This window comes from Frankia sp. AgPm24 (assembly GCF_023243055.1).
In the GTDB taxonomy this organism is placed as follows: Bacteria; Actinomycetota; Actinomycetes; order Frankiales; family Frankiaceae; genus Frankia; species Frankia umida.
This window is the reverse complement of sequence record NZ_JALKFW010000175.1, coordinates 1-21,532: the sequence shown is the minus strand read 5'-3', so window position 1 is coordinate 21,532 and position 21,532 is coordinate 1. Positions and strand designations below refer to the sequence as shown.

Sequence of the window (21,532 nt, the reverse complement as noted above, 5' to 3'; positions counted from 1 at the left end):
AGCGGTGGGTCCGCGCAGGATGTGCTCGGCGCCGGCGGTGGCGGTGCCTGGTCGGGTTCCGCGGGGGCCGAGAGGCCGCCGCGCCGCCCGGTCGACCGCCGACTGGTGCTGCGCAAGATGGCGTTGACCACCGGCGCGATCGGTCTGGTGCTGGCGCTGCTGGCGCTGCCGTTCGTCGGTGCCGTGGGACTGTTCGCCAAGAGCAGCGCCGATCACTTCCTGGGCCTGCCCGGTGCGCTGGTCACGCCGCCGCTGCCACAGAGCTCGACGATCCTCGCCGCCGACGGTTCGCCGATCGCGACCCTGCGTGGTGCGGAGAACCGCATCGTCGTTCCGGGTCGGGAGATCCCGAAGGTGATGCGCGAGGCGATCGTCGCGATCGAGGACGCCCGTTTCTACGAGCACGGCGGGGTCGACCCGCAGGGAGTGGTCCGGGCCGCGCTGCGCAACAGCGAGTCCGGCAGCGTCTCCCAGGGTGGTTCGACGCTCACCCAGCAGTACGTCAAGAACGTGCTGCTGCAGAACGCCCGGACCCCCGAGGAACGCGAGGTGGCCGCCGGCGACTCCCTGGACCGCAAGCTCCAGGAGCTGCGGTACGCCCTCGACATCGAAAAGCGCCTGTCGAAGGACGAGATTCTCGAGCGGTATCTGAACATCGCCTACTTCGGTGATGGCGCGTACGGGGTCGGCACCGCCGCCCAGCACTACTTCGGCGTGTCCATCTCCCAGGTGAGCGTCGCCCAGGCCGCGCTGCTCGCCGGGTTGGTCCAGAGCCCGTCCCGGTACAACCCGGCCGCCCACCCGCAGGCCGCACTGATCCGGCGTAACACGGTGCTCGACAAGATGGCCGAGAACTCCTACATCTCGTCCACCCAGGCGGACGCGACCAAGCAGCTGCCCCTGGACGTGCGACCGGCACCGCCGGCGGCCGCCGACTCCTGCGTGATCGCCACCGCCCCGTTCTTCTGCGACTACGTCCGTTCGCAGCTGCAGGCGAGCCCGGCGCTGGGCAGCACCCTCGAGGAGCGCAACCGCCGGATCTACGAAGGCGGCCTGGTCATCCGCACGACGCTGGACCCGCAGGTCCAGCAGGCCGCGCAGGACGCCGTGAACTCGACGATCGCGCCCGACAACCGGGTGTCGGCGACCGAGGTCATCATCCAGCCGGGTACCGGGAACATCCTGGCGATGGCGGTCAACCGGGTCTACGGGCCGGACACGGGCTCCAACCAGACGGTGGTCCCGCTGCCGACCAAGGCCACCTTCCAGCCGGGTTCGACCTTCAAGACGTTCGTGTTGGCCACCGCGTTGGAACAGGGCTACGGCACGTCCACGGCGTTCTACTCGCCGGCCTGTTACGTCAGTACGAAGTTCCCGCTCGACCGTGGTGAGGGTGACTGCGCGAAGGGCTATTCGAACTCCGACCCGGCCGAGGCCGGAATCTACGACATCCCGCGGGCCACCTGGGATTCGGTGAACACGTTCTACGTCCAGCTGGCGGAGAAGGTCGGTATTCCCGCGGTGCTGGATATGGCCAAGCGGCTCGGTGTGACGCCGCCGGAGGCCGACCAGATCGGTGCCACGGACGGCGCGACCGCGATCGGCGGCGGCCAGCACATGTACGTCTCGCCGCTGCAGATGGCCGATGCCTACGCCACGATCGCCGCCGGCGGGCTGCGCTGCACGCCCCGGTTCGCCACCAGGATCGTCGATTCGAGCCAGGATTCACTGGACGTCGCCAAGGGCGCGCAGTGCGAGCAGGTACTCGCCAAGGGCGTCGCCGACACGGTGTCCAGCGTGCTGGCTGGCGTGCCGATCCGTGGCACCGGCACCAACGCGGCGATCGGCCGGCCGTCGGCCGGTAAGACGGGCACCACCGACGAGTACTCGGCCGCCTGGTACGTCGGGTTCACCCCGCAGATGGCGGCGGCGGTGTCGGTCGGCGACCCGACGGGCGCGGAGTCGCATCCGCTGCGCGGTGTGGTCGCGGACGGCCGGACGTGGGCCCGGGTCTTCGGCGGCGACCTGCCGGCGATCATCTTCGGCAAGTCGATCCGGGCGGCGTTGGCGAACCAGCCGATCGAGCAGCTGCCCGCGGCTGATCCGACGGTGGCCCGCGGCACCAAGGGCGGTCTGCAGAACACTCCGCCGCCGCCGCCCGCGCCGACACCCGCCGCGGGTCTGCCCGGTGTCCTGACAGACCTCGCCCAGCAGGGTCTGCCGGGCATCCTCAACCCCCAGGCCGGCCAGAACAACGGCGGTGGCCAGGGCGGCGGCGGCCAAGGTGGCGGTCAGGGCGGTGGCGGCGGCCAAGGTGGCGGTCAGGGCGGTGGCGGTGGGCAGGGCGGCGGCCGCTGACACCATCCTGGTGGGGGGTGGTGTCAGCGGTGCGGTGATGTCGCTGGTGGCTTGTCGCTGGTGTGCGCTGCCCGTCCGTCCGGGTGCCGCTCAGCGGCCCAGGTCGTGGGCGGAGAGGGTCTGGCTCGGGTCGACACCGAGGGCGAGGGCCAGGTAGACGGCGGTGAAGTCGAAGAGGCCGAGCAGGGCGGCGAGCCGTTCCAACGGGTCGGTGCCCTCGGCACGTAGCTCGGTGACGCCGACGCCCCGTTCGGCGGCCACCGCGATGACCGCCTCCGCCTGCCGGGTGACCTCGCTGGCTTCGGCGCCGGGGTCACGCAGCAGGATCAGCCGCAGTCGCAGCGGCGTCTCCTCGTCGTCGGCCCGGTCACGGAAGAAGTCCTCGAGGTCGTCGGTGACCCCACCGCCGCGGCCCGCCGTCGAGGGGCCAGCGCCGCCGCTGCCCATCCGGGCCCCGAACGGGCCGTCGAGCAGGCCGATCTGCAGGTGACCGGGGTGCGGCAGCCCGCCGGCCAGCGCCGGGTACCGGGCGATCGCGGCGAGCTGGTCGACGGCGCCCCGGGCGGCCACCGCGGTCACCGCGGAAGTGCCCCAGACCAGGGGCAGGCTGCCACCGAGTTCCAGTGCGAGGGTCTTCGCCGGGTTGACGAACGACTCGCTGGACGCCCGGCACCGGGTCGCGATGCCCTCCAGGCGGACCGCGGCGGCCTCGAGGGCGGTATCTGCGACCCGCAGTACCCCCAGGGCCCGTCCGGCGATCAGCAGGGGTACCGCGAGCGACCACAGCACGGTGCTGGCCGGCCGGCCGCCGGGCAGTGGCACGCATGGGGCGGCCACCAGTGCGGCCATCTGGGCCAGGGGCGTGTCGGGTGGGGCGACGACGGCGACCCGGGCACCGCGGCGGGCCGCCTCCTCGACCGCCGACAGCGCCTCGGCCGAGGCACCGGAGGCGGACACGGCGAGGACCACATCGGCGACGCCGACCCAGCCGGGCAGCCCGTAGGTGTGGTGGCCAAGCACCGGCACCGGGCCCGCCGGACCGGCGAGGGCCGCGATCAGGTCAGCGGCGAGTGCCGCTCCTCCCACTCCGACGACGAGGATCGCCCGCGGGCGACCGTCCGTGGCGAGTCGGGCGAACCCGGCCTCCGCGGCGAGCACGGCGCTGTGGCGGACCTGCGGACCGGCGGTGGCGACCTGCGGGAGCAGGCCGGCGACACCACCGGAGTCGAGGCGGGTGGGATCGTCGAGCGCGGACTCGTCGACGTACACGCCGCCTCAGCCGGAGGCGGACGTGGTGGCGGACGTGGTGGTGCCGGTGAACGGAACAGCCTCGTCGAGCAGCATCACGGGGATGTCGTCGCGCACCGGGAACGCCAGGCCGCAGGCGAGGCAGACCAGCACGGGCGCGCCGTCAAGCTGGTCGGGCCGCAGCTCACCGTGCTTGCTGCACGGGCAGGCGAGGATCTCCAGCAGCAGCGGGTCGAGACTCATCAGGGTTCCCTTCGGCTCCGGACCAGCGACAGGACATCATCGCGCAGCCCCCGCATCGTCTCATCATCCGGACCCTCGACGTTGAGCCGCAGCAACGGCTCGGTGTTGGACGGACGGAGGTTGAACCAGGCACCGTTCAGGAAGGTGATCGTCAGCCCGTCGAGATGGTCGACGCTGTCGGCCGAGGTCGAGTAGGCCTTCTCGACCTCCAGCATGGCGAGCGTGGCGTCGGCGACCTCGGAGTTGATCTCGCCGGAGGCGCTGTAGCGGGCGTAGCCCCCGAGCAGCTCCGACAGCGGCCCGGCCTGCCCGCCGAGGGCCGCGAGGACGTGCAGGGCCGCGAGCATGCCGGAGTCGGCCCGCCAGAAGTCCCGGAAGTAGAAGTGGCCGGAGTGCTCGCCGCCGAAGATCGCGCCGGTGCGGGCCATCTCGGCCTTGATGAACGAATGCCCCACCCGGGTGCGCACCGGGACGCCGCCACGCTCGCGCACGAGCTTCGGCACACCCTGGCTGACGATGACGTTGTGAATGATCGTCCCGCCTGGCTCGCGGGTGAGTTCACGGTCGGCGACCAGGGCGGTGATGACGGACGGGGACACGATCTCGCCGCGTTCGTCGACCACGAAGCACCGGTCGGCGTCGCCGTCGAAGGCGAGGCCGATGTCGGCCCCCGACGACCGGACCGCGGCCTGCAGATCGCGCAGGTTGGCGGGCTCGATCGGGTTGGCCTCGTGGTTCGGGAAGGTGCCGTCGAGCTCGAAGTACAGCGGGATGACGGTGAGCGGCAGATCCGCGAGGGCCGCGGGCACGGTCAGCCCGCCCATGCCGTTGCCGGCGTCGACCGCGACCACGAGCGGACGGATGCCGCCGAGGTCCACCAGCGTGCGCAGATGGCGGACGTAGTCGGCGAGCAGGTCACGTTCGGTGATCGAGCCCTGGCGCCCGGACCCGGCGGGCACGCCCTGCTCCACCAGCGCGCGGATGTCGGCGAGCCCGGTCTCCTGGCCGATCGGCGCGGCGCCGGCGCGACACAGCTTGATGCCGTTGTACTTCGCCGGGTTGTGCGAGGCGGTGAACATCGCCCCCGGGATGTTCAGGGCACCGGCGCCGTAGTAGAGCAGATCCGTCGAGCCGAGCCCGGCCGCGATCACGTCGGCGCCCTGTTCGGTCGCGCCCCGCGCGAACGCGGCGGCCAGCGGTACCGAGGACGCCCGCATGTCGTGCGCGGTGACGATCCGCTCGGCGCCGAGCAGGCGCACGAACGCGGCCCCGGTGGCGCGTGCGATGTCCGCGTCGAACTCGGCCGGGACGACTCCCCGGACGTCATACGCCTTGAAGATCCGCGAAAGGTCGCGCATCGGATTCCCCGCCCTTCACCTGGCTGTCCCCCGCACCGGTCGTGAGCGCACCCATGGTGACCCCGACCCGTGGTGGAACTCCACCGGTGTGCGGGTGCTCCGGCACCTACGGCGACTACCGCCGCCGTCAGGCACGACGATATCCGCCGCCACCGACAGCCCCGGTGCCGGATCCGGCGAGGCCAACACCGAGGACAACGCCGGCCGCCGCCGATCACTCTCGGCGACACCGGCCGCCCACGTCCACGCCGGACGGACCGGCCGCCTCAGGACGGGCTGGGAACCGCCCGTAGATGCCCACGCCGACCACCGGGATCAGGGGCGCCGCCACCACCCTGGGGACCGGCGCCACCCGCGGGTGGCGGTTCGGGACCGCGGCGCGGCGTCTCGGGCCCCCGACGGGATGCCTCCCGGACGGCGTCGGCCAGCGCCTCGAGGTCATCGGCGGCGGCCTCGCGCTCGCTTTCGCGGGACGCCTCGGCCTCGGCTTCGGCCTCAAGCCGGACGACCGCCCACCCGAGCGGCACCGTGAGCCGATCCGCGTGCGTGCTGCACAGGTCGTACGAGTGCGGTTCGACGTACGGGGAGAGCGGGCCCAGCACTGCCGTCGACTCGGCGTAGGCATACGTGAGCGTGGCAACCGCGGCTGCCGAACAGGCCGAGCGGGAGCAGCGCCGAGGCTTCACGTTCCGGACGGTAGCCCCCGGAACGGACGACGGCCACCACCAATCGTCGTGTCGCGTGACGCGAGGCTGAATCGTCACGCGTTGTCGACCGATTCATTGCTCCCCGCATCCGATCCCCCGCGTAGCACGGGTACCACGCGGACTATTGAGATCATCAAGCTCATGGAACCTCCTCGGTCAGGGAGGGAGTCGGGGGTCGTACGGCTCTATGGTCGGTCGCGGCCACGGGCTAGCGACCGGCGGGGTCCTCAACCGGCACGGTGCCGGTGCCGGTTGAGCCCCGGAAGGTGCCGGAGTCCGCGGGCGCCCGACGCCTGGCCGATCGAAGTCCCTGTCGCGAACGCTACGCTCACAGGGTGACCGACCTCGAGCGGTTCCCCTGCGCGGGCCGGCCGATCAGTGTCCGCCGTCGCCGTGACCGGCGCGGTCGGGGTGTGCGCGGCATGATGCTGCCCCCGGACGTGCCCGCCTACGCGACCCGCGGCGACCGGTTCGACGACTTCGTGCTGGACGCGGTGGAGCACCTCGACCACCGCTGGTCGGGCGAGCTCGCCGACGTCGAGTTCGCGGTGGAGGACGTCCCACCGATCGCGGTCGGCGACGAGGAGATCCCACTCGCGAGATACCAGCCGGCCGAGGGAAAAGGCCGGTCAGCGACCCCGCGACGGATCGTCGTCTATCGCCGGCCGATCGAGGCCCGCACCGTTGACAACGAGGAGCTCGCCGAGCTGGTCCTCGACGCGATCATTCATGAGGTGGCCGAGATGATGGGCGTCGATCCGGCCGTGATCGACCCCGAGGGCCACGGCTGGGGCGACGAGGACTGACCGGAGGGCACCCGGTGGCATCGATCGCCATCGGGTACTTCCTGAGGGAGATCGTGACCAGGAACACCTCCCCCGCGGCGCACGTTCGTGTGCCGCCGAGGGCACCCGAGGGCACCACCGTCCACTCGTCCGCGGCCGCAGGCGGTGCCGATACCGGACGCCGCGCCCGCGTGCTCCCACTACGCGGTGTGCTTCAGGGCTACGCCTGGGGTTCACCGACGGCCATCCCGGCGCTGTTGGGGGTGCCACCGACCGGTGACCCGGTCGCCGAGCTGTGGCTGGGCACCCATCCGGTGGCCCCCGGACTGGTCGAGACGGCCAACGGGGTCCGGCCGGCGGCCGAGTTCGTGGGCGCCCTGCCGTTCCTGCTGAAGCTGCTCGCCGCCGATCGCGCCCTGTCGTTGCAGGTGCATCCGGATGCCACCCAGGCCGGGGCCGGCTTCGCCGCGGACGAGGCGGCGGGTCTCGCGCTCAACGATCCGCTGCGCCGCTACCGTGACCCCAACCACAAGCCCGAGCTGATCGTCGCGCTGACCCCGTTCCGCGCGCTCGCGGGCATCCGCGATCCCGCGCGCACCCTCGCCGTCGTCACCGGCTTCGGTGTGCCCGCGCTCACCGCGGCCTTCGCTCCCCTGGTCACCGATCCGCGGGCGGGCGCGTCCGCCGTGCTGCGAACGCTGCTGACCATGCCCGCCGCCCCCGCGAAGGCGCTGGTGGACGACCTGGTCGCCGCCGCCCGCCGGCACGTCGGTGCCCCAGCGCCGACCAGTCCCGCCGACCGCGCCGAACCGGCAGGCCCGGCAGGCCCGCCGGACCTCGATGGCGATGATCTTTCCAGGGCGGCGGACCTGGTGGGACGGCTGGCCGCGGCCCATCCCGGCGACGTGGGGACGGCCGCCGCTCTTCTGCTCAACGACGTCACGCTGGCGCCCGGCGAGGGGCTGTTCCAACCGGCCCGGCTGCTGCACGCCTACGTCGACGGGCTGGGGATCGAGATCATGGCGGCGTCCGACAACGTCCTGCGCGGTGGTCTGACCCCCAAGCACATCGATGTCGACGAACTGCTGCGCATCCTCGACCCCACGCCGAGCGACGCCCCGGTCCAACCGCCCCGCCCCCTGCTCACCGGTCCGGGCGGCGAGCTCCACCGCTGGGATGTCCCGGTCGTCGACTTCGCCCTGACCGAGGCTGTCTGCACCGGCGGTGCTCTCGCGGTGGGCCGCCCGACGGTCCTGCTCGCGGTCGACGGCCAGGTCACCGCGACGATCACGGGGCCGGACGGGGACCCGGTCGCCGGCGCCTGCACACCCGAACGGGCGGTGACCGACGGTGACGTGGACGACCCGCCGCCCCTCACCCTGCGCCGCGGCGAATCGGCCCTGGTGACCGCCCCGTCCGACGTGGTTCTCTCCGGACACGGACGGGTCTTCCTGGCCGCCCCCGGCGACTGAACGCCCCTGGCCGGACGCCGACGCCCAACGCCGGACGCCACATGCCGGACGCCACATGCCGGACGCCACATGCCGGACGCCACATGCCGGACACCGTCAGCGGTGGGGCTGTCAGCGGTAGGGGAGGCCGGGGTCGGCGACGGCGGGCAGTGCGTCCACCAGGGTGGGCGCGCCACGCAGGGGGATGACCGCAGAGAGGATCCGTGGCAGGCGTGGTCGCGGGCCGGCTCCGGCGGGCCCCGCGGTGGGTGGGGCGCCGGCGATGGCGGTGGCGATCAGCGGGCCGCCGGTGGCGGTGAGCCGGGCGGCGGGTGGTCGGGTGGGCTGCGCCACGACGGTGACCGAGCCAGCCCGTAGGCGCATGTCCGTGCCGTCCAGGCGGGCGGTGACCGGTCCCAGCGGCGCGGTGAGGACGAGGGCGCCCGCGGCACCGGCGGGGACGGGGGGGACCGCGACGACCGCGTCGGCGGCCGTGCCGGCACCGGCGCTGGGGCCGTCCGGGTCGGTCAGGCCGACGCCGCGGCTGTAGCCGTCCAGGCCCGGGCGGCCGTCCGACGGTTCCAGTCGGGTGGCGCCCGCCCAGGTACGGACGCCCTTCCAGCCCGAGGCCAGTCCCAGCTCGGCGACCACCGGCGCACCGCCACCGCCGCCCGCCGCGGCCGCGGCTCCGTCGGGCTCCTCGGCGCCGAGCGATTCGACGAGCAGCGCGCTGGCCGGGCCGGCGGGGAGCGGAACGGACACCCTGGTGACCCCGGCGGCCGGGACGCGGACCCCGGCGAGTCCGGGCGGAACGTGCGGCCCGGCGGGAGTCAGCACGCTGATCCGGACCTTCGCGGACCCTTCCGGCGCGGCCAGGACAAGGGTGGAGTCGGGCGCCGGCGGGCCGGCGGGGATGACCACCCCGCCGAGTACCAGGCGACGTGCCGCCGGTGCGGTCGCGGGCACCAGCCGTGGCGCCGCGAACGGACCCCGCGCGCTCGACCGATCGACCATCCAGGTCAGCAGGCGGCCGGTCCGCACCTGGACGTCCACCGCGGTCACCGCGGCTTCCGGCGCGAAGGCGGCGAGCCGGCGAACGATCGCATGTCCGGGGGCGACGTTGACGTCCTGCCCGGGGGCGGCCGGCCCGTCGGTGAGGACCCGCACGCTGGCCTGCCCCGGGATGTCTGCGAGATTCGCCAGCACGAGCAGCGGGTCCCTGCCGACCTCGGTGGACGGCCCGGCGAACCAGCTGCGGGCCCGCGGCGGGGCGCAGGCCGCCAGGGCCGGACCGGCGCCGTCGCCGCTGGTGGTCACCGTCGCGGCGAGGCCCGCGGCCGAGGCACCCCGTCCCGAGACCAGCCGGGCCCCGGTCCCCCCGCGATCCTGCGGGGCGAGCCGCAGCCATCCCCCACGTTCCCGGACGGACACCCCGACGCCACCCGACGCCGCCGGAGCCACCCTGACCTGCCCGTCACCGCCAGCCTCGGCGCCCAGGGTCACGTCGAGACGAACGGAACCGGGCAGCACGGCGTCGCGGGCACGTGGCTGGATGATCGTCGGGTCGGGGCAGGCCAGTTGCCGCACCCCGATCGACACCTGCGGTGGCACCCCGGGACCAGCACCTTCGTCGACGAGGAACGCACCTCCCAGGCCCACGACGGCCAGCGGTACGACCGTGCGCAGCACGACCCGCCGCACCGAGCGGCTCCGCGGGCCCGCCCCGGGGCCGCGGAGCCGCCCCAGGCCCGGATGATCGGTCATCGTGACCGTCCGATCAGGCGGGAGCGCAGACCGACGCCGGCCAGCGCGAGCAGCAGCAGGCCCAACGCCCCGATCTGCACGAGGACCCGTAGGTGGGCCGCGGTGTCGTCCCGCTCGACGCGCACCTGGCTGCCGGCGGGCAGATCCGCGGGCAGGTGGAATCCGGCGGCCCACCCCCAGGCGGTGAATCGGGACAACGGTCGCCCATCGGCAAAAGCCCGCCAGCCGTTTCCCGCCGGCGTGGCCAGAACCAGCTCCCGCGCACCGTCGTCCCCCCCGGACCCGGTCCGCGCGGACCCGCCCCGTGGAGATGGGACGGCTGCTCGGACGGGCAGTGCGCCGTCCGCGGGAAGGAGCCGGGCGGACGTCGGTGCGGCCATGAGCGCCTCGCCGCCGGCTGCCCGCCCGGCCGATCCGGAGCCGGTGGCAGCCGCGTCGGAACCGGAGGGGGCCGCGTCCGAACCGGAGGCACGGGCGTCGGAGCTGGGGGCAGCGGCGTCGACGATGTAGGCGGCCGGCGTGGCGGGTGGGGCGCCGGGACGAGCCGGGGCGACGGGTCCGCCGGCGGGGCGCCACAGCAGCAGGCCAGGACGGGGGCGGTCGCGGACCAGGGCGGGGCTTTCGTCCAGACGGTCGACGAGCGTGGCGGACGCGTCCGCGGTGGGCACGCCGACCGCGGCGACACCGAGCAGCGGCAGCCAGCCGCCGGCCCGGTCGGATCCGCTGGTCAGACCGGTGACGACGGATGCGACGAAGTCGGCGGCCGGCCGTGGCGGCCCGACCAGGCTGGCGGGATAACGCTCGCCGGAGGCGGTGGCCAGGGCGTAGCGGACCAGGCCGGAGCGCTCGGACCGGTCCAGCAGGAGCAGGCGGGATCCGCGCGGTTCGGTGCGGATCCGGGCGAGGATCGCGCGGGCCACGGCCGAGGAGCCCTCGCCCGCCTGGCCCGCGGTGCCCGACCAGGCGGCCAGCACCCCCGAGGCGCCGCTGCCCGACGAGACGTCCTGGTCAGGATCGGTGCTGACGGCAGCCGCGGCGGCGGTCGAGTCGTCGACGCCGGCGGTGGCACGTAGCCAGGAGGCGGGGCTGCCGCGCCAGCGGGTGCCGCTGACCAGCCGGTCCGCGGCGAGGGCGACCGGGGTCGCCAGGATCAGGGTGGTCATCGCGACCGCGGTCGGTCGGGCGATCCGGCCCCGGCGTGGCCGCTGCGGGTCGAGGGCCAGGGCGGCGGCGGCGAGCAACGCCGCGGCGAGCACGAGGCCGTACTGGGGTGCGGCCCACCATGCCTGCGCGGCACCCACGCGCCGGCCCGCGGCCAGCCGCGGCGTGATCAGCACCGCGGCCATCCCCAGCAGGAGCAGGCACCAGCCGGTGGTGGCGCTTCGGCGGGCCGTCGGGGTCGCGTGCCAACGTCCGATCAGCCAGCAGAACAGGCATCCGGCCAGCAGGCCCAGGTAGACCGAGGTCGGTCGGGTACCCGCACCGGCCAGCGACCCCAGCGCGGGGCGCGGCACGGCGGCCAGCGAGGTCACGGGGGTCGACCACGCGCCCGCCGGCAGCAGGGGGATCAGGGGGATCACCGAGCCGGCGAGTGCCACGGCCACGTCGGGCAGCCGGGCCGGGCGCACGAGCAGGACGCAGGCGACCAGCACGACCCAGGCCGGAGCGGCCAGCGGCGGGGCGCAGACGACCAGAGCGGTCAGGCTCACCGCGAGTGCGAGCGCGGCACGCGGACGGGCCCGGTGCGGCTCCCCGGGATCCACCGGTCCGCGCAGGACGGCGTCGGCGTGGGCCAGCACGAGTGGGAGCGCGACGAGCGCCCCGACGGTGTCGACCCGGCCGGCCAGCACGGCCGCGGTCAGCGCCGGGTTGAGCGCGTACCCGGCGGCCAGCGCGCAGCGCACGAGTGGACGGGACCGGCCTGGCGTCCACTCGAGCCGTCCGAGTGCCCGGTGCGCGCTCCACCCGGCCAGGGCCGGTCCCAGGGCGAGCAGCAGCCAGCTGGCGGCCGTCACCCGGCCGCCCAGGACGCTGGCGACCGCGGCGATCAGCGCGACGATCGGTGGTACCGGCTGCCCGCCGTCCAACGGTCCGACCAGCCCGTCCGGCCCGGGTAGTCGCCCTGACCACACCGCCGACCACAGCTCGCCCACGTCCGCGGGCATCGGCAGCCCGGCGCCGAGGGCGTCCACCGGCATCGCGCGCATCGCCACCAGGCCGACGGCCGCGAGCGACACGACCAGGACCGCCACGGAACGGCCGCCCGAAGCGTCCGCGACAACAACCACCGGGGCCCCCGAGGCACCACCCGGTGCGGCGGTGCGCCGGAGCGCGGCCGGCCGGGTCGCGGCGGGACGGCCGACGGCAGACGGGGTCGCGGCCCGCGGGCCGGGCCTGTCGGGTGCGGCCAGCGGAGCGGCCCAGGTGGGCGGAGCGGGAGCGCGTGGGGCGGGAATCGACGGGGCGGGGGGCCGCGGCGCGGGTGCCGGAGGTTCCTGATGGGTCGACCGTCGGAGTGGACGGGCCGGGTGGACCAGACCTCGCGGGAACAGCGAGCGGACGGCCCGCTGGGGCACCGTCCGGGTGCGGGCCGCACGTCGCCGCAGACGCAGGACGGCGCCAGGCCGCCCCAGGACCAGGGCTGGCAGAGCGAGTTCGCGGGCGGCGAGCCGGCCGCGGCCGCGCGCCAGCAGGCGCAGGGCGCGCAGCAGGGTCATGCCCAGCAGGGCCAGCACGGCGGGCGCCAGCAGCGGCAGGGCGGTGTGGGCGAGTCCGATCCGCAGCGCCGCCACCCGCTCGGCGCGGCTCGGGTCGAGGCGGCCCGGCTGTGAGATCGGTTCGGTGAGCACGGCCATCGGGACGACGACGGTGCGAAGCCCGGCGCGGGCGGCCCGCCAGCCCAGGTCAAGATCGTGGGCGGCCGCGAGGGTGGGATCGAGTCCGTCCAGGCGCCGCCAGGCCCAGGAACGGGCCAGCAGCCCCCGCCAGGAGACAGCCAGGACGTCGCGCACGCCGTCGTGCTGCCCGTGATCGGGTGTGCTGGCGCGGATGCCGGTGTGCCGTCGTCCGGCCCGGTCGACGCTCGCACCGACCTCCAGCAACCGCTGCGCCGCGACGCCGCGGCGCAGCTTCGGGCCGAGCACCGCGGCTCCGGGATCGACCCGGGCGTAGGCCAACAACGTGCGCAGGGTGTCCGCCGCGGGCACGGTGTGCTGGTCGAGCAGCCAGACGAATCCGCCGGGGGGCGGGCCGCCGGCGAGATCGAGGCCGGCGGCGACCGCCGCGCCCAGGGGTGTACCGGCGGGCAGGCAGAGCACCAGGTGCGCGCTCGACGACGCCCCGGAGGTCGCCGCAGGCGCCTGCGCCCCGAGATGGACCTCGACCACACGCAGGTCGACTGCCTGGTCGAGCACCTGATCGTCGAGCCGCCGAGCGGCGCCGGACGGCCGCCTCGGCACCGGCACCGGCCCGGGCAGTCCCGACGCCCCGGGCAGTGCCGACGGCGCGGCCAACGGGATGGACCTGGTCGTCTCGGCGCGGTCGGCCGCGATCACGACGACCGCCACCACCGCGACGGTGCTCGGGGGTGCGCCGGGCGGCGGCAGACCCACCGGCGGCGGGCTGTTCACCCCCCGCCGGACGTCCTCCACTGCCCGACGTCAGACTGCTCGGCGCCGCTGCTTGCGTCGTTCCCGTTCGGACATGCCACCCCAGATCCCGAAACGCTCATCGTTTTCCAGGGCGTATTCCAGGCATTCAGCCCGGACCTCACAACCGGAACAGATGCGCTTGGCCTCCCGGGTCGATCCGCCCTTCTCCGGGAAAAAGGCCTCCGGGTCGGTCTGGGCGCACAGGGCACGCTCCTGCCATTCCATCGCCTCGCCGAGCAGATCGCCCAGGCCAAGGTCGATCACCGTGGCAAGATCGCCCGATGGGTCGTCGAGGGGCGCGTCATCGAGCAGGTCCTCGACGTCGTCCTCGTTGTCCTGAACGCCCTCGCCCTCCCGGACGCCCAGGCCCTCCCGGACGCCCAGGCCCTCCCGGACATCCAGGCCCTCCCGGACATCCAGAGCCTCCCGGACGCCTGACTCCTCCCGGACCTCGAGCGTGTCCCGGACGTCGACGCCCACCGCGGTGCCCACCGTGTCCGCCCGGTCGGCGACATCGTGGTCGCCGCCAACGGAACGCAGATGACCGACCTCGCGGGCGCCGACATGGCTCCCGGACGGCTGGACGGGCAGGCCGGGACGGGCGGACCCGACCCCGGCGACCACCGACCGCGGCTGCGGTGTGGCCTGTGTGTGTCGTTCGGCGAGCACCCGCTCGGAGTGATCACCGAACGGGTCATGCTCAGCGGGACGCTTGACGTCCGCGAGGACGGTGTGGACGCCCGCGTCGGTGTGCTCCATGGGGACTCCTCCAGACCCGTCGCGGTGCGGTCGGCCACCCCCTGGGCGCCGGCGCGCAGGTGCTGGTTCCACACCGGCAGGGCATCGCTCTACCGCACGAATCCCGCCAGCAAGGGGAATGACACGCCGGTAATTACACGCGCCGAACCCGGTCGCGTCAACCCCACCGGCGCAACATCTTCTACAACCAGCGATGAGAACATAGCTCACAGTCACTGCACACCATCGCCACGGGTCCGGACAACCGCCCGATCAGTAACGGAGCGCAATCGGCATGGCGACGATGTTCGCATTATTGCGTGCGACCGGACCGGATAAGAATGCCCAAAAGGGCAAACCTGCGACCAGACGTATCACCCCTTTCGATGTATGCCAGACGGTCCAGTCATCTATTCAAATCCGTTTGACTACCTAGAGTAATTTCCAGTCCGAGACATGGCGGGTGTCAGGACACCACCGGCAGCATGGTTCGGACGGGGCCTCCTCGGGCAGCGTGAAAGCGCTCGTCCGGGACCCGCCCATAGGTGGTGGTCCGTTGCCGAGCGGGACGACCCGCCGATGCCGCCAGCTCCTCGAGTTCGGCCACCGAGCGGCGTGAACCGTGCTGGGAGCCCGCCATCCGGCTGATCGTCTCCTCCATCAGCGTGCCGCCGAGATCGTTGACCCCACCGCGCAGGACCTCGCGGCAGCCGTCGACGCCGAGCTTCACCCACGAGCACTGGATGTTGTCGATCGAACGGTGCAGCAGGATGCGGGCCATCGCGTGCACCGCCCGGTTCTCCTGGACGGTGGGGCCGGGACGGGCGACACCGGCCAGGTAGATCGGCGAGGAGTGGTGGACGAACGGCAGTGCCACGAACTCGGTGAAGCCACCGGTCTCGTCCTGGATGGAACGCAACAGCCGAAGGTGGGCGACCCAGTGCGCCGGCGTGTCGACGTGGCCGTACATCATCGTGGCCGTCGAACGCAGGCCCACCCGGTGTGCCGTGGTGATCACCTCGACCCAGCTGGCGGTCGGCAGCTTGCCCTTGGTCAGCACCCAGCGAACCTCGTCGTCGAGGATCTCCGCGGCCGTTCCCGGCACCGAGTCGACGCCCGCCTCGCGTGCCGCGGTCAGCCAGTCTGCGATGGACATTCCCGTTCGGGTGACCCCGTTGAGCACCTCCATCGGCGAGTAGGCGTGCAGGTGCAGACCGGGCGCGGCCTTCTTGATCTCACGGGCGAGGTCGAAGTAGGCGCTCCCGGGCAGATCCGGATCGATCCCGCCCTGCATGCAGACCTCGGTGGCACCGATCGACCACGCCTGCGCGGCCCGGGTGGCCACCTCCGACAGCGACAGCGTGTAGGCGTCCGCGTCCCCTCGGCGTTGCGCGAACGCGCAGAACCGGCAGCCGGTGTAGCAGACGTTGGTGAAGTTGATGTTGCGGTTGATGATGTAGGTGACGTCGTCGCCCACCGCGTCCCGGCGAAGGCCGTCCGCGAGCAGGCAGAGCTCCTCCAGCGCCGCCCCGCGCGCGCCGAACAGGGTGAGCGCCTCGTCGTCACGCAGACCCGCCGGGTCGGTGCCGGCGTGGCGCAACGCGGCCCGCACATCCGGATCAAGACGCTCCACCCCGGACGCACCACCCGCGGACGCACCACCCGCGGACGCACCGCCGTCGGTCGCGCGGCGGCCCGTGCCGATCACGCCGTCGGCACCGGTCCCGGCGGCGCTGACCTGGGCACGCAGCGACTCCCAGTCGCCGTAGACGGTGTCGAAGTCGGCGCGGGCGGCGTTGTGCCGTCCGACCGTGTCGACCTCGGTGTGCAGGTCGACACGGCCGGAGTCCACCAGGCCGCCGTCGGGCTCCTGCCAGGGCCGTCCGACGGGACGCACCGGCTGCGCCAGCAGGCCGTCGGGGCCGGCGAGGGCGGCCACATGCCCGGCCACGCGCGGGTCGATCCACGGCTGCCCCAGGTGGGACGGATAGACCGTCAGCCGGGGTCGCAGGGTGAAACCGGCCTGCGCCGTCGCCGCCCGCAGCACGTCCAGGTCGGGCCAGGGCCGCTCGGGGTTGACGTGGTCCGGGGTGACCGGGGAGACGCCGCCCCAGTCGTCGATGCCGGCCGACAGCAGCAGCGCGCACTCGGCGGTGTCGACCAGGTTCGGCGGCGCCTGCACCCGCAGGCCGGGCCCGAGCACGAGCCGGGTCACCGCCACGGCGGCGGCCAGTTCCGCGGCGCCCACGTCGGGCACGGCGCGCATGGCGGTGTCGTCCTTGGCCCGGAAGTTCTGGACGATCACCTCCTGGATCGCGCCGTAACGCCGGGCCTGGTCGCGCAGCTCGAAGATGGTCTCGGCCCGCTCGGCGCGGGTCTCCCCGATCCCGAGCAGCAGACCCGTGGTGAACGGGATCGACAGCCGCCCGGCGTCGGTGAGCGTGCGCAGCCGCACCGTGGGGTCCTTGTCCGGCGAGCCGAAGTGCGCACCGCCCGGCTGGGACCACAGGCGGCTCGCGGTCGTCTCCAGCATCATGCCCATGGACGGCGCCACCGGCTTGAGCCGGGCCAGTTCCGTCCAGCTCAGCACGCCCGGGTTCAGATGCGGCAGCAACCCGGTCTCCTCCAGCACCGCGATGGCGGCGGCGCGCAGGTAGCCGAGCGTCGAGTCATAGCCGTGGGAGTCGAGCCACTCGCGGGCCGCGGGCCAACGATCCTCGGGCCGGTCGCCCAGGGTGAACAGCGCCTCGGCGCAGCCCGCCGCCGCCCCGGCCCGGGCGACCTCGAGTACCTCGTCCAGGGACAGGTACGGCGCGTCCAGCCGGTGCGGGACGGTGGCGAACGTGCAGTAGTGGCAGCGGTCCCGGCACAGCCGGGTCAGCGGGATGAACACCTTCGGCGAGTAGGTGACGACCCCCGGCCGTCCCAGCGAGGCCAGCCCCGCGTCCCGCACCCGCCCCGCCGATGCGCACAGATCGACGAGATCGTCGCCGCGGGCCGCCAGCAGCACCGCCGCCTCGACCGCGTCCAGAGTGGCGCCGTCCCGGGCCCGGCGCAGCGCCCGACGCATCGCCGACGCCGACGGCGCGGCGGACTCGGCCCCCGGCCCGGGGAGCGTCCCACCGGGTGGGGTGACGGTCCGACCGGGCGGGGCGGCGACGGGCTCGGGCGGCGCGATGGTCCTGCCCGGCGTGTGGTGCGGCGCCGTGGGCAGGTCGCTCTCGCCGTCGGATGTCGCCGCCGTGGTCGTCATGGCTTCCTCGGTTTCCGCTCCCGATGGGCAGCGGCCGGGGCGCCCGCCGGCGGGTCGGCAGACACCCTGGTCCGCCGCCACCGGCGTCTCGAAGGTGCACGGATGTCGCAGGTACAGGTCTCGCGGGTGCTGATGTGGCGGGTGCGGGCCGGCGGGGTCAGGCCGGCGGTGGGATCAGACTGGCAGTGGGATCAGGCTGGTGGGGTCACCTGGTTCGCCCGCCAGCCCGTGGCCGGACGGCGGAGCCGATCGAGCGTGCCGATCAGCATGTTTGTCCGGGAGCGGGCGGCGAGCGTGGCGGTGGCCTCCCGGGCGCGGCGCAGGCGGGCATCGTCCCCCTGAAGCGGGGTCGCCGCCGTACTGCGCCGCTGAGCCCGGTGCGCGGCGACGACCTGGGGGGCCCGCGCTCCGGCAAGCGCGCGGTTGAGCGAGGCGGACAGGGCTTCGAGGCTCTTGGTGGTCCTGATCTCGGACATGACGGTCCTTCCAGCGACGTGGAGAGCTCAGGCTCATCTCACTGCGCTCTCTAAGCCGAATCAAGAGATGTCGGGTGACAGATGCCACATCCGGCCGGCGAACATGCCGGCCGGGCCGTGGCCACAGGGGGCTCATCCCCCCGAACGCCGCATTCACCCGACCCGTTCGGCCACAGCCGGGGTCCACCACCTGCGAAAATCCGCGAATCGCACGATCAAGCCGGGCAATTGCCACATAAAAAGTGATTTACCTCACGCACAAATCTGGCAGGTGTGTGAATTCCGGCAGCTGGGTATCGCAGCGGAGCCGGTTGTGCGCTGATCCGAATCTCTCGGCTGCGCGGCCCAAAGTCGCTACGCTGACCGGGTGCCACGAAATCGCCAGGACGTCCCCCGCGAGGAGCGGATCGACGCGTTGCTCGCAGTGGCCGAAGAGCAGTTCCTGGCCCGGGGCTTCGCGGCTACCTCCATCGCGGAGATCGCCCGTTCCGCGGGCATCGAACCCGGCAGCGTGTACTGGTACTTCCGCTCGAAGGACCACGCGTTCGCCGCGGTGCTGAACCGTCTGCTCGACGTCGAGGTCGAGCGGATCGCCGCTCTGCCCGGCGACCCGGCCGAGCGCCTGTTCCTCGCACTCGACTCCGTGGAGCGTCGGCGCACTCTGCACCCCTGTGTCGCCGAGCGCGCCCCGCACGCCGAGCCGATCATGGAGTACCACGAGCGGCTGCACTCGTGGCTGCACGAACTCGCCCTCGCCGCCGTGCACGACTTCGTCCCCGCCGCCGATCGGGCACTGGCCGCCGACGCGGTCGTCGCGACCATCGAGGGTGGCCTGGCCAACCCGGCTCCGAGCCGGCCCACCAGCCACCTCGTGCACTTCCTGCTCACCGCGTTCTGCCAGGACGCCCCGCTACCAGCCAAAACGAAGTTCAGCGGCTGGGTGGCGCCGCTGTTCGCCCGGCCGAACCTCGGCTCGGAGAACCCGCCCCGCCCGCTCTGATCCGACCTGGTGGCGCCGCCCGCGCCCGCCTCGGGTGAGCGCGGACCGATCCGCGTGACGCACCGGCGGCGCCGGGATGCCAGGATCACCGGTTGTGAAGGTGACAGCTCTGGCCGGCGGGATCGGTGGCTCCCGCTTCCTGCTCGGTGTGCAGGCCGCCCTGCCCGACGCCGACATCACGGTGATCGGCAACACCGGTGACGACATCACCCTGCATGGTCTGCGCATCTGCCCCGACCTCGACACGGTCATGTACACCCTGGGCGGCGGCATCTCCGCCGAACGCGGCTGGGGTCGCGAGGACGAGTCGTTCGTCGTCGCCGAGGAACTCGCCGCCTACGGGGTCGGCCCGGCCTGGTTCGGCCTCGGTGACCGGGACCTCGCCACCCACCTGGTCCGCACCCAGATGCTCGACGCCGGCCATCCGCTGTCCGACGTCGTCGCCGCCCTGTGCGTGCGCTGGAAGCCCGGCGTGCGCCTGCTGCCGATGTGCGACCAGCGGGTCGAGACCCACGTCGTCCTCGAGGATGAGCAGGGTCAGCGCGCGGTGCACTTCCAGGAGTGGTGGCTGCGGATGCGGGCCGGGGTGCCGGCGCGGTCGATCGTCGCGCTCGGCGCCGAGCGGGCGACACCCGCCCCCGGCGTGCTGGACGCCATCGCCGACGCCGACGTGGTGCTGCTGCCCCCGTCCAACCCGGTCGTGTCGATCGGCACGATCCTGGCCGTGCCCGGCATTCGCGACGCCCTCGCCGCGACCTCGGCCCCGGTGGTCGGCATCTCACCGATCATCGGTGGAGCCGCGGTACGTGGCATGGCCGACGCCTGCCTGGCCGCGATCGGCGTCGAGACGTCCGCCCAGGCCGTCGGCCGGCACTACGGCGGACGAGGCCGCGCTGGCGCCCCATCCGCTGGTGCTGGTGCTGGTGGCACGGACGGTGCTGGTGGCGCCGTGGGGACAGCAGGGCTGTTGGACGGGTGGGTGGTGGACACCGCGGACGCCGACACGGTCGTGCCCGGGGCCACCGTGGTCTCCCGTCCACTGTTCATGACGGATCTGACGGAGACCGCCGCGATCGTCGGCACCGCGTTGGACCTCGCCGGTGTCTGACCTCGCCGACCTCGCGACCTCCGGGACCGTGGCGTCCGACGGTGTGGCGTCCGACGGTGTCGTGGCGGGGACGGGACACGGTGGGCCGCCGAGTGCGGCTCTGGAGATCCACGGGCTGGCCGGGTTCGGGGAGATCCTGCCCGGCACCGATCTGGCCGAGGCGGTCACGGTGGCGGTCACGGCGGGCGATCGTCCGCTGGCCGACGGAGACGTCCTGGTCGTCACATCCAAGATCGTCTCCAAGGCGGAGGGGCGACTGGTGCCCGCCGGGGTCGACCGGGAGGCGGCCCGACAGGCCGCGATCGACGCCGAATCGGTACGCGAGGTGGCCAGCCGCGGACCCACCCGCATCGTCGAGACCCGCCACGGTCTGGTGCTCGCGAGCGCCGGGGTGGACGCGTCGAACGTGTCCGGCGACTGGCTGGCCCTGCTCCCCCTGGACCCGGACGCCAGCGCCGCCCGGTTGCGCGCCGGCCTCGCCGACCGGCTCGGCGTGGACGTCGCGGTCGTCATCACCGACACCGCCGGACGTCCCTGGCGCCGCGGCCTGACCGACCTCGCCATCGGCGTCGCCGGGATGTCCGCCCTGCGCAGCCACATCGGCGAGGTCGACGGCTACGGCAACGAACTCGGCATGACCGAGGTCGCCGAGGCCGACGAACTCGCCGCCGCCGCCGACCTGGTCAAGGGCAAACTCGGCGCGACCCCGGTGGCGGTCGTGCGCGGCTACGCCCGCCTGCCCGAGGACGGCACGGGCGCCCGGGCCCTCGTGCGCCCCAGCGACGAGGACATGTTCCGCCTCGGCACCCTGGAGGCCCGCCGCGCCGCCCTGACCGAGCGCCGCACGGTCCGCGAGTTCAGCGCCGCCCCCGTCGACCCCGCCGCCGTCGAACGGGCCGTGGCCGCCGCCCTGACCGCCCCCGCCCCCCACCACACCACCCCCTGGCGTTTCGTCCTGGTCAGCGAACGCCGCACCGCCCTGCTCGACGCGATGGCCGACGCCTGGGCCCAGGATCTGCGTCGGGACGGTTTCGACGACGCGCGGATCGCCCGCCGCCTCCAGCGCGGGGACGTCCTGCGCCGCGCCCCCCAACTGATCATCCCGATCATGGTGCTGGACGACGCGCACCCCTACCCCGACGAGCGACGGGCCCGCGCCGAGGAGCGCATGTTCACCGTCGCCGTCGGCGCCGGCGTGCAGAACCTCCTCGTCGCCCTCGCCACCGAGGGACTCGGCTCCTGCTGGGTGTCCTCCACCCTGTTCTGCGCCGAGGTCGTCACCCGCACCCTGGACCTCCCCGACACCTGGATCCCCGTGGGCACCGTCGGCATCGGTCACCCCGCCGCCCCCACCACCCCCCGCCCACCCCGCTCCCCCGCCGACTTCCTCCTC

The 21,532-nt window shown here is 73.8% G+C and carries 15 protein-coding genes; 6 read left to right on the top strand and 9 right to left on the bottom strand.

Translation table 11 applies throughout. The features are described from left to right. Positions 1–117: 117 nt before the first annotated feature. Positions 118–2,358 carry a transglycosylase domain-containing protein gene (locus tag MXD61_RS11685; RefSeq protein ID WP_251079800.1) on the top strand — a complete coding sequence of 747 codons (2,241 nt, stop codon included), beginning with the start codon at positions 118–120 and terminating at the stop codon, positions 2,356–2,358. A gap of 90 nt (positions 2,359–2,448) precedes the next feature. Here MXD61_RS11685 and MXD61_RS11680 read toward each other — a convergent pair whose 3' ends face one another. From MXD61_RS11680 to MXD61_RS11665, 4 genes are all read right to left on the bottom strand, one after another. Then, positions 2,449–3,627: an SIS domain-containing protein gene (locus MXD61_RS11680; RefSeq protein ID WP_248812872.1), complete on the bottom strand. Its 1,179-nt coding sequence runs from the start codon at positions 3,625–3,627 to the stop codon at positions 2,449–2,451. Between the two features lie 6 nt (positions 3,628–3,633). After that, a complete protein-coding gene (locus tag MXD61_RS11675; protein ID WP_248812870.1) occupies positions 3,634–3,849 on the bottom strand; it encodes a Trm112 family protein in 216 nt (71 codons plus the stop codon). Continuing rightward, positions 3,849–5,207 (bottom strand): phosphomannomutase/phosphoglucomutase, encoded by a 1,359-nt coding sequence (locus MXD61_RS11670; protein ID WP_248812868.1) that lies wholly within the window; start codon positions 5,205–5,207, stop codon positions 3,849–3,851. Before MXD61_RS11670 ends, MXD61_RS11675 begins: the two co-directional genes overlap by 1 nt. 266 nt (positions 5,208–5,473) lie before the next feature. Beyond that, complete coding sequence (locus MXD61_RS11665) at positions 5,474–5,893, bottom strand: DUF3499 domain-containing protein (protein ID WP_163547596.1); 420 nt, start codon at positions 5,891–5,893, stop codon at positions 5,474–5,476. A gap of 434 nt (positions 5,894–6,327) precedes the next feature. On the opposite strand from MXD61_RS11665, the gene MXD61_RS11660 reads away from it, so the two are divergent. Both MXD61_RS11660 and MXD61_RS11655 read left to right on the top strand, forming a co-directional pair. Beyond that, the gene (locus MXD61_RS11660) at positions 6,328–6,720 is read left to right on the top strand and encodes a metallopeptidase family protein (protein WP_374628827.1); all 393 of its coding nucleotides are present in this window, start codon (positions 6,328–6,330) and stop codon (positions 6,718–6,720) included. Positions 6,721–6,734: 14 nt separating this feature from the next. Beyond that, a complete protein-coding gene (locus MXD61_RS11655) occupies positions 6,735–8,171 on the top strand; it encodes a type I phosphomannose isomerase catalytic subunit (RefSeq protein ID WP_374628822.1) in 1,437 nt (478 codons plus the stop codon). Positions 8,172–8,282: 111 nt separating this feature from the next. Here the strand turns inward: MXD61_RS11655 and MXD61_RS28030 are convergent, their stop codons facing one another. The 5 genes from MXD61_RS28030 to MXD61_RS11630 form a co-directional block, all read right to left on the bottom strand. Next, complete coding sequence (locus MXD61_RS28030) at positions 8,283–9,914, bottom strand: DUF5719 family protein (RefSeq protein WP_285223234.1); 1,632 nt, start codon at positions 9,912–9,914, stop codon at positions 8,283–8,285. Then, a complete protein-coding gene (locus MXD61_RS11645) occupies positions 9,911–13,543 on the bottom strand; it encodes a glycosyltransferase family 2 protein (protein WP_248812864.1) in 3,633 nt (1,210 codons plus the stop codon). The genes MXD61_RS28030 and MXD61_RS11645 overlap by 4 nt, the downstream gene beginning before the upstream one ends. Before the next feature lie 30 nt (positions 13,544–13,573). After that, positions 13,574–14,323: a WhiB family transcriptional regulator gene (locus MXD61_RS28835; protein WP_285223233.1), complete on the bottom strand. Its 750-nt coding sequence runs from the start codon at positions 14,321–14,323 to the stop codon at positions 13,574–13,576. A gap of 445 nt (positions 14,324–14,768) precedes the next feature. Beyond that, positions 14,769–17,555, bottom strand: a complete 2,787-nt coding sequence (locus MXD61_RS11635; RefSeq protein WP_285223232.1) for a bifunctional FO biosynthesis protein CofGH — start codon at positions 17,553–17,555, stop codon at positions 14,769–14,771. A gap of 191 nt (positions 17,556–17,746) precedes the next feature. Beyond that, entirely contained in the window at positions 17,747–18,031 is a 285-nt protein-coding gene (locus MXD61_RS11630; RefSeq protein ID WP_248812862.1) for a hypothetical protein, read from the bottom strand. A 367-nt stretch (positions 18,032–18,398) separates the two neighbouring features. Here MXD61_RS11630 and MXD61_RS11625 point away from each other — a divergent pair, with 367 nt between their 5' ends. The 3 genes from MXD61_RS11625 to MXD61_RS11615 all read left to right on the top strand — a co-directional run. Next, a complete protein-coding gene (locus MXD61_RS11625; protein ID WP_248812860.1) occupies positions 18,399–19,031 on the top strand; it encodes a TetR/AcrR family transcriptional regulator in 633 nt (210 codons plus the stop codon). A 94-nt stretch (positions 19,032–19,125) separates the two neighbouring features. Continuing rightward, positions 19,126–20,139: a 2-phospho-L-lactate transferase gene (gene cofD / locus MXD61_RS11620; RefSeq protein WP_248812858.1), complete on the top strand. Its 1,014-nt coding sequence runs from the start codon at positions 19,126–19,128 to the stop codon at positions 20,137–20,139. A gap of 61 nt (positions 20,140–20,200) precedes the next feature. Beyond that, positions 20,201–21,532: coenzyme F420-0:L-glutamate ligase (locus MXD61_RS11615; protein ID WP_248812888.1), on the top strand; the 1,332-nt coding region annotated here is incomplete at its 3' end.